General features: G+C 56.4%; 12 protein-coding genes and 1 riboswitch. Of the genes, 7 read left to right on the forward strand and 5 right to left on the reverse strand.

What is annotated here, in order from left to right:
* Positions 1–61 precede the first annotated feature (61 nt).
* The 3 genes from AYI87_RS12095 to AYI87_RS12105 are packed head-to-tail and all read right to left on the reverse strand — an operon-like array spanning position 62 to position 2,597.
* Entirely contained in the window at positions 62–1,354 is a 1,293-nt protein-coding gene (locus tag AYI87_RS12095; protein ID WP_144202390.1) for an ATP-binding protein, read from the reverse strand.
* A 6-nt stretch (positions 1,355–1,360) separates the two neighbouring features.
* Positions 1,361–2,095, reverse strand: coding sequence for a response regulator (locus tag AYI87_RS12100; protein ID WP_144202392.1), 735 nt, complete (start codon positions 2,093–2,095; stop codon positions 1,361–1,363).
* Between the two features lie 52 nt (positions 2,096–2,147).
* Positions 2,148–2,597, reverse strand: a complete 450-nt coding sequence (locus AYI87_RS12105; protein ID WP_144202394.1) for a CC0125/CC1285 family lipoprotein — start codon at positions 2,595–2,597, stop codon at positions 2,148–2,150.
* A 134-nt stretch (positions 2,598–2,731) separates the two neighbouring features.
* Here AYI87_RS12105 and AYI87_RS12110 point away from each other — a divergent pair, with 134 nt between their 5' ends.
* Together AYI87_RS12110 and AYI87_RS12115 are read left to right on the forward strand one after the other, a co-directional pair.
* Complete coding sequence (locus tag AYI87_RS12110; RefSeq protein ID WP_186300614.1) at positions 2,732–3,424, forward strand: MOSC domain-containing protein; 693 nt, start codon at positions 2,732–2,734, stop codon at positions 3,422–3,424.
* 81 nt (positions 3,425–3,505) lie between these two features.
* The gene (locus AYI87_RS12115) at positions 3,506–3,826 is read left to right on the forward strand and encodes a DUF4870 domain-containing protein (RefSeq protein WP_144202491.1); all 321 of its coding nucleotides are present in this window, start codon (positions 3,506–3,508) and stop codon (positions 3,824–3,826) included.
* A 75-nt stretch (positions 3,827–3,901) separates the two neighbouring features.
* On the opposite strand, the gene AYI87_RS12120 is transcribed toward AYI87_RS12115, so the two are convergent.
* Together AYI87_RS12120 and AYI87_RS12125 are read right to left on the reverse strand one after the other, a co-directional pair.
* A complete protein-coding gene (locus AYI87_RS12120) occupies positions 3,902–5,818 on the reverse strand; it encodes a methyl-accepting chemotaxis protein (protein WP_144202396.1) in 1,917 nt (638 codons plus the stop codon).
* 260 nt (positions 5,819–6,078) lie between these two features.
* Positions 6,079–7,728: an electron transfer flavoprotein-ubiquinone oxidoreductase gene (locus AYI87_RS12125; RefSeq protein ID WP_144202398.1), complete on the reverse strand. Its 1,650-nt coding sequence runs from the start codon at positions 7,726–7,728 to the stop codon at positions 6,079–6,081.
* A 226-nt stretch (positions 7,729–7,954) separates the two neighbouring features.
* Positions 7,955–8,089, forward strand: a riboswitch (molybdenum cofactor riboswitch).
* On the opposite strand from AYI87_RS12125, the gene moaA reads away from it, so the two are divergent.
* From moaA to moaE, 5 genes are all read left to right on the forward strand, one after another.
* The gene (moaA, locus tag AYI87_RS12130) at positions 8,077–9,057 is read left to right on the forward strand and encodes a GTP 3',8-cyclase MoaA (protein WP_041406244.1); all 981 of its coding nucleotides are present in this window, start codon (positions 8,077–8,079) and stop codon (positions 9,055–9,057) included. (Overlaps the previous riboswitch by 13 nt.)
* A gap of 111 nt (positions 9,058–9,168) precedes the next feature.
* On the forward strand, positions 9,169–9,699 hold the full coding sequence (gene moaB / locus AYI87_RS12135; RefSeq protein ID WP_144202400.1) for a molybdenum cofactor biosynthesis protein B: 531 nt from the start codon (positions 9,169–9,171) through the stop codon (positions 9,697–9,699).
* Positions 9,692–10,168, forward strand: coding sequence for a cyclic pyranopterin monophosphate synthase MoaC (gene moaC / locus AYI87_RS12140; RefSeq protein ID WP_041509675.1), 477 nt, complete (start codon positions 9,692–9,694; stop codon positions 10,166–10,168). The genes moaB and moaC overlap by 8 nt, the downstream gene beginning before the upstream one ends.
* A gap of 49 nt (positions 10,169–10,217) precedes the next feature.
* A complete protein-coding gene (moaD, locus tag AYI87_RS12145) occupies positions 10,218–10,469 on the forward strand; it encodes a molybdopterin synthase sulfur carrier subunit (protein ID WP_011863899.1) in 252 nt (83 codons plus the stop codon).
* 1 nt (position 10,470) lies between these two features.
* Positions 10,471–10,938 (forward strand): molybdopterin synthase catalytic subunit MoaE, encoded by a 468-nt coding sequence (moaE, locus tag AYI87_RS12150; protein ID WP_144202401.1) that lies wholly within the window; start codon positions 10,471–10,473, stop codon positions 10,936–10,938.
* Positions 10,939–10,951: the final 13 nt, after the last annotated feature.

Genomic DNA, 10,951 nt, shown 5'->3' on the forward strand with positions numbered 1-10,951 from the left:
AGCGTTAAGTCGGAGACCGCCTAGTTGGGAAGCTCAGCTTACACTTAGAAGTGAAGTGGGGTCATTCGGCCTTGGGCAGGCGCAGGGTAAAACAGGGGCCGCCCAGCTCGCTGTCGCCTAAGGTTAGCTCGCCCTGATGCTGACGCACTATCTGCTTGGCGATGGCCAGTCCAAGGCCGTGGCCGCCACTCTGCCTGTCTCTGGCCTTGTCCAGACGCACGAAGGGTTCGAAGATAGATTGCCAATAGTCCTGAGGGATAGGCGGGCCGTCGTTGGCTATCTCGATAAGCACACTGGTTTCGTCGCTGCAAAGGGTCACGATGACGCAGCTTTGGGCGTACTTGTAGCCGTTGCGTATGATGTTGCTGGTGGCTCGCAGCAGCAGATGGTTGGCGATGGGGGCCATCAGGCTGTCGTCGCCCTCAAGTTGCAGGCGTTTTTGCGTCTCAAACTGCAGGTGTTCCAGCTGGCTGGCTAACAGCGGATAGAGGTTGGTTGGTGTCAGGCTGAGTTGGGCATCTGGCCTTTCTAGCTTGGCAAACTGTAACAGCTCCTCGATCATGCTGCCCAGCTCGTTGAGATCTTCCTGAATTCCTTCAAGATATTGCATCTGCTCGGGGCGTACGCCCGAGTCGTCCAGCATGTCCAGGTTGCACTGGATGCGGAAGATGGGGGTGCGCGACTCGTGGGCGATGGCGTTGGTGAGGTTCTTGTGGCTCTGGATCAGCTGAGAGATGCGATCGGCCATGATGTTGAACGACAGGTTAAGCTGACCCACGCTGTGAAGGCTGCTGGTGGAGGCGCGGGCGCTGAAATCGCCATAGGCGAAGGCGATACAGGTCTTCTCCAGTTGCGCCAGTCGCCGGGAGATCACAAACAGTACCATGATGCTGATCAGGGCAAGCGCCGCACACAACTCGACGAAGACAAACCACTCCTTGCGGTTAATGGTGTTGATAAAGGGGGAGTCCGGGTCGTTGATGATGCCATAGACAACCTCTGGGTCGCTCGCCAGGCTGAAGTAGGCCTGATTCTCGTCCACATCTTCTATGTAGAGGCCGTAGTCTTTAACCCCCTGTTTGATCGCCTCACTCAGGGTGTCATCCGCGACTTCATAGCGGGTCAACGCCAGGTGGATATCCTTGGCAAAGCCTTGCAGTGCCTGCTCTGCCGCCTGCGCTCCTTGAGTTTCGCCTATCTTGTCTACTAATTTGCGGGTGGCGGTGATCTCGTTGGCCAGCGAGGTGGCGTCCAGTGAGTCGGTGGAGAAGAGCTCAAACTGGTCCATGGCGATCACCGCAATAAAGAAGATCGCCAGGGCCGTGCTATAGATGAGGATAAACAGACGCGTCACAGAAGATCACCAACGGTCGGGGACAAACAGATAGCCCCTGGCCCTGACGGTGATGATGCGCCGGGGCAGGGCGGGGTTGTCGCCCAGCTTCTTGCGCAGCACCACTATCTTGTTGTCTATGGTACGGTCGATGCCGTCGTACTCTATGCCACGGATCTGCTTAACCAGATATTCCCGGGTGAGGATCTCGTCGGCATGGGCAGCCAGCAGCCAGAGCAGGTCGAACTCGCTGGTGGTCAGGCTGATCTCTTCCCCCGCCAACAGACACTGCTTGCGCTGCTGATTGAGCTCAAGCTCGCCGAAGCTGAGGTGATGCTGCTCCTGGGGAGCCGATACCTTGGCCCGGCGCATCAGCATGCGGATACGTGCCAGCAGAACCCTGGGCTGTATCGGCTTGATGATAAAGTCGTCGGCGCCCATCTCCAGTGCCGCCACCTGATCCATGTCGTCTTCGCTGGCGGTGAGGAACAGTATCTTGCCATCGAAGACGGGTTGCAGCTGACGGCAGATGCTGAAGCCGTCCAGATTGGGCAACATGAGATCTAAGATGACCAGATCTGGCTGCTCGGCCAGAATGGTGGCGACGGCATCGGCGCCGTCATGGACACAGACAGTCTCTATCTGCTGCATAGTCAGATAAGAGGACAGCAGCTGGCTGATCTTTTCGTCATCTTCAACGAGTACAACTTTGATGCTCATGTCGAGTGAGTCGTCGTGGGGGGATGTTGATAAATCTAACATTATTTATCTTGCTCCAACAGGGACTAGTTCACACTCTTTTTGAGGGCGGGGCCTACCATGTGAGGTGATCGATAAGGTAGGCGGCGTCATACACCTTGGTCGTCTGCAGTGATTCTTTATCCTGCAGGCCGGTAACTTCGACGATCACCGAGGTCTCATTTTCCACCTTGCCCAGGCCATAGCCCCAGTCGTCGTGGCCAAAGCCCAGGGTGTCATTGCCGACCGCGTCGCGGTGGTTCTGCTCTGTGGTGAGGGCAAAGTAGGGGTAGCCATGGGCCTGGACTATCTCGGCGGACTTGCGCAGAACATATTTGCGGGCCAGGGCGCGATCTGTCATGTCGTTACCGACGAAGCTGATCTGCCAGCTATCGTCGGCTATCTGTACCACGTCGAAGCCTTCACCAAAGCTCCAGAAGGATTTTTCTGTGTCGTAAGAGGTGGCGCAGCCGCTCAGCAGGAGTATGAAACTCAGTATGAAGGCGGCCAATGGAGTTGTTTTCATGATATCTTTCCCAAGGAGAACTAAGCCGCTATTGTGCAGGGGCGATCCCCGGGGCGACAGAGGGAGTTTGTATTGAATTGTCTCGCCTTTGTCAGCGGGCGAGACGAGTAGACAGTGGTCAGGGGGAGAAAGTGATGACACGTTTGGTAAACAAGATTTCGGGCCTGTATCGTGGTGACAAGGCCGAGGCGTTCGAGGGAATACCCAGCATGATCGACGCCAAGCGGGCGTGCACTGGTTTGGTGGTGGGTGAGCTGGGCGTCGAGGGGGACGGCCAGGCAGACCCCAAACATCACGGCGGCGCCGACCGTGTGCTGCACCATTTTCCTCGCGAGCATTATGGTCAGTATCGTCGCTGGGACATGATGCAGGGATTCAAGGATGTGCCCGCCATGGGCGAGAACATCAGTACCGTTGGGCTGGATGAGACTCAGGTAAATATAGGCGACATCATCGCCATCGGCGAGGTGCGCCTGCAGGTGACTCAACCGCGCTCTCCCTGCTTCAAGCTCAACCATCAGTTTGGTCATCCAGAGTTTGCCCTCGCCATGCAGACCAGCGGCCTGTGTGGCTGGTTCTATCGGGTGATCACGCCGGGTGAGATCAGCCTGGAAGATGATATCAGGCTTATCGAGCGCCGCACCGACATCAGCCTGCGCGAGGCGATGAGTATCTATTTTTCGCCCACCTTTGATGCCGGCGCCTATGATCGCCTGGCCAGTTGTGAAGGGCTGGCTAAGTCTTGGGTAAATAGCTTGCAGCGCCGCCTGGAAAGTCGCAAGATTGAGCCTTGGGAAATGCGCTTATTTGGGCCTAACCGCCCATAACTCTGCTTAACATTAAGAATGAATCATCAAGGAGTGTAATTCGTGTCTGATATTGAACAACTGTCCCGTGACGATAGAAACATGGGTGTGGCGGTGCATCTGGCCAGCTTTTCCGGCTACCTGATCCCCTTCGGTTCTATTCTCGGGCCGCTGATTGTCTGGCTGATGAAGCGAGAGGAGATCGCCTTCGTCGACAGCTGTGGTCGCAACTGCCTGAACTTCAAGATAAGCGTGATGGTATATGCCATCATCAGCATGATCCTAATGTTTGTCGGCATCGGCTTTATCCTGCTGGGTGTGCTGGCGATCTTCGATATCGTGGTCACCATCATCGCCGCCATGAAGGCCAGCGAGGGCATTAGTTACCAGTATCCGCTGACGATCAAGTTTCTTAAGCCTTGATGCTTGTTAGGCAAAATAAAAAAGCCCGCGATTGCGGGCTTTTTTGTGGCTGAAGCACTTTAAGCTTCGAACCGCCTAGACCTTGAAGCCGGCGACCAGGGTATCTAGCCTGTGGGCCAGCTGGTTGAGCGACTGGCTGGCCTGGGCCACTGCCTGGGAGGTCTCGCTGGTACGCTGGGTGATCTCGCTGATCTCCGTGACGTTGCGGTTGATATCTTCCACCACGGTAGACTGCTCCTCGGTGGCCGCCGCGACCTGAATATTCATGTCTGTGATGGCGCCGATCTGCTGGCTGATCTCCGTCAGGGTATGGCTGGCCTCGTCGACCGCCTGCACCCCTTCCTGGCTGCGGCTCTTGCTCTGGGTCATCGCCTCGACGGCGCGTGCCGCCTCGCTCTGCAGGTTGTCGATCATCTTCTGCACCTCGTCGGTCGACGCGGCGGTGCGTGAGGCCAGGTTACGGACCTCCTCGGCGACCACGGCAAAGCCTCGGCCTGCCTCACCGGCACGGGCGGCCTCGATGGCGGCGTTGAGGGCCAGCAGGTTGGTCTGATCCGACACGGCGCGGATCACATCCAGGATACTGCCGATGGAGGTGGTATGGGTGGCCAGGGACTCGATCACATTGCCCACCTGCTCCACATCCTGAGACAGCTGATTGATGGTGTCGCGGGCGCGGGTCACCACTATCTGGCCGTTGCTGGAGGCGTTGTCGGCGTCCTTGGCGTTGTCGGCGGCCTGGGCGGCGTTACCGGCGATCTCGTGCACGGTCGCGCCCATCTCGTTGATGGCGGTGACCACCATCATGGTCTGATCTTTCTGCAGCTGGCTGTCGTCCTGGGTCTGCTGGGCCTGATTAGCCACATCCTTGGCGGCGTGACTCAGCTGCACGCTGGTGTCTGTCACCTCTATGATGGAGTGCTGTATCTTCTCGATGAAGCTGTTGAAGCCCTTGGCAAGCTGCGCCAGCTCGTCGTTACCCTCGACCGGCAGGCGTTGGCGCAGGTCCCCTTCACCCTGACCTATATCCTGTAGCATGTCGGCCACCTTGGCGATGGGCTGGCTCACCGAGGCGGAGACGAAGGTGGAGAGGCCGATAAAGGCGGCGGCGATCAGCACTGTCCAGATGAGGATCTGATAGGCCGACTCTTCCAGCAGGGCGAATACCTCGGCCCTGGGCACCTGAGCCACCAGATACCAGTCCATTGAGGGAATATAGCTGCTGGCGACCAGCAATGTCTCGCCGTCGAGCTCCGTCTGTGTCAGGCCAAAGTCGCCCTTGTTGAGCAGCTCTCTGGTCACGTTACCGCCATAGAGTGAACTCAGGCTGGCCTTGCCTATCTGGCTGGTGTCTGGGTGCAGCTTGACGTCACCCTTGGCATCGACCAGGTAGACGAAGCCTGTGTCTTCGATCTTGAAGGATTTCAGCAGGCGCACCATATCGTCCAGCGACTTGGCCAGACCCACCAGGCCGCGGTCGTTGGGCTGTTGGTAGTTGATGAAGAGCTTCACCTCACCATTGGCCTCGGTGAACACGTTGAGCATGCGCTCTGTGCCGCTGTTTTTATAGTTGAAGAACCAGTCATCCTGATCCGGAGTGAGGATCCGCAAAAAGCCGTCCTGGGTGTAGTAGGCGGCGGTCTGCCTGTCGGCATAGGAGGCTTGCACCAGCTTATATTGCGCTTGCACATCCTTGAGTTGGGCGATCACCAGAGGCTCTGTCTCGGCTGGGCGCCCCTCGACCAGCCACTGCTTGAGCATCTTGCTGCTGGCCAGCTGTTCGGCGGCGTTCATCAGGGTGGCGATATCCATCTCCACCTTGTTGCGGATCGCCTGCAAGGTGTTGGGCAGCTCGGAGGTGAGCATGCGCTGCTCGACGACTTCCTTGGCGCTACGTTGACTCAAGACACCCACGAGCACGGTCGACAGCAATACCGCGACGGTAACCGTGAGTAAGATCTTCTGCTTGATGGTGAGCATGTTTAGTTTCATCGTTTATGACTCGCATCTACTCTGTCCGAGCATGCCTCGGATGTGTGAATACTAGATTATTAAGGTTAGTCGTTGTTTTCTAAACACGCTAAACCATTGAACTTTTTTGAGGGCAGGAGGATCCTTTAGGATCACTTAGTGCGTCTTGGTAACGCTTGTAGGTATGGCGCCATTATGGTGGCCTGGGATGTTAAGCGCAAGTAAAAACGCGCCCTAAGGCGCGTTTGAATCTGTCTGTTTGCCGAGCAACAAGGCCAGGCTTACATGTTCGGGTAGTTAGGTCCGCCGCCGCCCTCTGGGGTGACCCAGGTGATGTTCTGGCTTGGATCTTTGATGTCACAGGTCTTACAGTGGATGCAGTTCTGGCCATTGATGACAAACTTCTTCTCGCCGGCTTCTTCCACCACCTCATACACACCGGCCGGGCAGTAACGCTGGGCCGGTTCGTCGAATTTGACCAGGTTCACCTCGATAGGGATGCGATCGTCTTTGAGACGCAGGTGACACAGCTGATCTTCCTCATGGAAGGTGTTCGACAGGTAGACTGAGGAGAGCTTGTCGAAGCTGAGCTTACCGTCTGGCTTTGGATAATCTATCTTGCTGTAGGCACTGACCTCGGCCATCTGGGCATAGTCGGCCTTCTCATCCCGCAGGGTGATAGGGAACTTGCCGCCAAACCAGTTTTGGTCGATATAGTTGAAGGCGCCGCCCAGGTAGGCACCGAACTTGTGCATCGCCGGGCCGAAGTTGCGTGAGCAGTAGAGCTCATCCTGCAACCAGCTCTGTTCGAACTTCTCCTGGTAGCAGTCGAGATCTTTGCCGCCTTCTACGCCGGCATGCAGGGCGTGGCAGATGGTTTCGGCCGCGATCATACCGCTCTTCATCGCCGTGTGGGTGCCCTTGATCTTGGCGAAGTTCAGGGTACCTGCGTCACAACCTATGATCAGGCCGCCAGGGAAGCTCATCTTAGGCAGTGAGTTGAGGCCACCCTTGGTGATGGCGCGGGCGCCATAGCAGAGTCGTTCACCTCCCTGCAGGTACTGGCTGATCACTGGATGTGTCTTGTAACGCTGGAACTCATCGAAGGGGCTCAGGTGTGGGTTCTGATAGTTGAGATCTATGATGAGACCCACGGCGATCTGGTTGTCTTCCATATGATAGAGGAAGCCGCCGCCCGAGGCGCCGTCTGTCAGTGGCCAGCCACCTGTGTGGACTACTTTACCCTGCTGGTGCTGCTCGGCGGGGACCTTCCAGATCTCCTTGAAGCCCAGACCGTAGTGTTGCGGTGTCTTACCGTTGTCCAGGTGAAACTTCTCGATCAGCTGCTTGCCCAGGTGGCCGCGGCAGCCTTCGCTAAATACCGTGTACTTGGCGTGGAGTTCCATGCCGGGTTCATAGCTGTCTTTGGGCTGGCCATCGGCGCCGACGCCCATATCGCCTATGATGATCCCCTTGACGCTGCCATCCTCGTTAAACAGCAGTTCGCTGGCGGGGAAGCCTGGGAAGATCTCGACGCCTAAGGCCTCGGCACGCTCGGCCAACCAACGGGCCAGGTTGCCGACGCTGATGATATAATTGCCATCGTTATGCATCGTCTTAGGGATAAAGGCATTGGGCATGGCACGTGAGGCCGAGTCTGAGCTGAGCATAAACAGCTCATCATGGGTGACCGCCGTGTGTAGCGGTGCACCTTGCTCTTTCCAGTCACCAAATAGTTCTTCGAGCACCTTAGGTTCGAACACGGCACCCGAGAGTATGTGCGCGCCCACTTCCGAGCCTTTCTCGACCACACAGACACTGAGCTCCTGGCCGGCGTCTTGTGAGATTTGCATTAGTCGACATGCGGTAGCCAGACCAGCAGGGCCTGCGCCAACGATAACGACGTCGAACTCCATCGATTCGCGTTCCATCACTTCACCTCTTTTAGCTTTCCCCCGATTGAAACGGGTGTTTTATTCTTTGCATCCACCTTACCCTAAAATGGCGAAATGGCACAGAGTTTAAGCAGTCAGGATAGACTAATTGATGGTATTTATCTTCGTGAGCGGTGTCACATTATGTTAACGCCCGATTGATCTTAAACAAAAAACGGGAAGTTTCTGCTATAAAACCCGGTCTATATCGGCCTATAATTGAGAAACGACGGTTCTCCGAGCTTTCTCTCCTACGTCCACAGATAGGGAGATTAAGCCGTGGCAATAGTGCCACCGGGGTGAGGAAAGAAATTGACTCACCTCCCCTTACTTGGAAAGGTGATCATGTCTCAACTACAAGACAATTTTGGTCGAAGATTTCACTATTTACGGATGTCGGTAACCGATGTCTGTAACTTCAAATGCACATACTGCCTCCCAGATGGTTATCGCCCCGACGGTAAGCCTAAGTTTTTAGATCTCAACGAGATCGAGAATCTAGTGGGCGCCTTTGCCGAGGTCGGCACCCAGAAGATCCGCATCACGGGCGGCGAGCCCACGCTGCGTAAAGATTTTACCGATATCGTGCGTATCGTCGCCGATAACGACAAGATCAAGACACTGGCGACCACCACCAATGGCTATCGTCTGGAGAAGCATGCCAAGGAGTGGTTCGATGCCGGTCTGAGACGCATCAACGTCTCGGTAGACAGCCTGGATCCACGCATGTTTTATCAGATCACCGGCGAGAATAAGTTCGACGAGGTGATGCGTGGTGTCGATGCCGCCCTGGAGGCGGGTTTCGAGCGGGTGAAGATCAATGCCGTGCTGCTCAAGGGCTTAAACGACAAAGACTTGCCGCGCTTCCTGCACTGGATCAAGCACACCCCAATCGACCTGCGTTTCATCGAGCTGATGGAAACCGGTCTGGGACGCGAGTACTTCAAGGCTCACCATCTGGCGGGCGCCGACATCAAGTCGCAGCTTGTTCAGGATGGCTGGCAGTTGGATCAGTCGGCGGTCGACGATGGCCCGGCGCAAAACTTCAGCCATGATGACTTCAAGGGACGCATAGGGCTTATCATGCCCTACGAGAAGAACTTCTGCGCCAGCTGTAACCGCCTGCGTGTCTCCGCCAAGGGGAAACTGCATCTCTGCCTCTTCACCGAGCACGGTGTGGATCTAAGGGATCTGTTGCAGTCCCATGAGCAGCGCGCTGAGCTGATCGAACGGCTCCATGGCCAGCTGAGGGCGAAGAAGGAAACCCACTTCCTCCACGATGGCATCACTGGCGTAACGCAGCATCTGGCGTCTATCGGCGGCTAGAGGGCTTGCGCTAGCGCAAGAAGTTGCGTACGCCGTGTGGGTATACTCTGCCCATATTCCTGTCGGCGCATCTGATAATCGCAAACCACACCAAGAGTGAAGAGAGACGTTATGGGTCATTGCACGAGAACTCAATTTGAACCGCTCAACATCGCGGTATTAACCCTGTCCGACTCCCGGGATCTGAGCCAGGACACCTCGGGACAATTTTTACAAGACGCCTTGTTAGAGGCCGGGCACAAGCTGGCGGAGCGCCGCCTGATTAAAGATGACAAGTATCAGATACGTTCGGTATTGTCTCAGTGGATCGCATCGAATGATGTGCAGGTGATCATCACCACGGGCGGCACAGGCTTTACCGAGCGCGACAATACGCCCCAGGCGGTCAGACCGCTATTTGATCGCGAGATTGAAGGCTTTGGCGAGCTGTTCCGTCATATCACCTATACCGAGTTGGGCACCTCGACGGTGCAGTCCCGCGCCCTGGGTGGCTTCGCCAACAAGACCGCCATCTTCTGTCTGCCGGGCTCAACCGGTGCCTGCAAGACGGGCTGGAACAAGATTTTAAGAGAACAACTGGATGCCACTCACAGACCCTGTAACTTTGTGATGCACGTGAAGAAGGTAGCAATTGATGAGTAGTGAATTTACCCATATTAATGCCGATGGCAATGCCCACATGGTTGATGTCACCGAGAAGGCGGTTACCGAGCGCGAGGCCCGCGCCGAAGCCTTCATCGAGATGGCGCCCGAGACGCTGGAGATGATCATGAGCGGCAGCCACCACAAGGGTGATGTGTTCGCTACGGCCCGTATCGCGGGGATCCAGGCGGCGAAGAAGACCTCAGATCTCATCCCGCTGTGCCACCCCCTGATGCTGACCAAGGTCGAGGTGGATCTCGAGGCGCAGCCTGCACACAACCGCGTGCGTATCACCAGCCTGTGTAAGCTGTCGGGTAAGACAGGTGTCGAGATGGAGGCGCTCACTGCGGCCTCGGTGGCGGCGCTGACCATCTACGACATGTGCAAGGCGGTGCAGAAGGATATGGTGATCTCCCAGACACGCCTACTGGAGAAGCGTGGCGGCAAGTCGGGACATTTCAAGGTTTAGTTCAAGGTTTTAGCCAAGGTTTAAGCGACAAGTATTTAGGGTAAAGATTATGATAAATGTGCTGTTTTTCGCCCAGGTGCGCGAACTATTAGGTGAGAGCACCATAGAAGTCGAGGCAAGCGAGCAGACCACCACAGCCGAAGGCTTGCGTGCCTTGCTGGCGGCCAAAGATGACAAGTGGGGCAAAGTATTGGCTTCCGACAAGCTACTGGTGGCGGTCAATCAGACCATCAGCAGCTGGGATACCCAGGTCGAAGACGGCGACGAGGTCGCCTTCTTCCCCCCAGTCACCGGAGGTTAAGATGAGCCAAGCGATCGATCGGGTATTGGTGCAGACCCAAGACTTTAGCGTTCCGGATGAATACGCCCGTATCGCCGCGGACGACAGCGACGGCGCCGTGGTCACCTTCGTGGGTAAGGTACGCGACTTCAACGATGGTAGCGCAGTCACAGATCTGACCCTGGAACACTATCCAGGCATGACAGAGGCGGTGCTGAATCAGATTGCTGCCGAGGCAAGAGAGCGCTGGCCGCTCACCCATGTGACCATCATTCACCGGGTCGGCACCATGGCTTTGGGCGAGCAGATCGTCTTCATCGGTGTCACAAGTGCCCATCGCAAGGCGGCGTTCGCGGCCTGTGAGTTTTTGATCGATTTCCTCAAGACCAAGGCGCCATTCTGGAAGTTAGAGGCGGGCGATCAGGGCAAGAATTGGGTAGAGGCCAAAGATGCCGACGACCAGGCAGCCAAGATGTGGGAAAAGCAGTAAACCGGGATGAGTG

It is taken from the genome of Shewanella sp. KCT (genome assembly GCF_007636505.1).
Classification (GTDB): Bacteria; Pseudomonadota; Gammaproteobacteria; order Enterobacterales; family Shewanellaceae; genus Shewanella; species Shewanella halotolerans.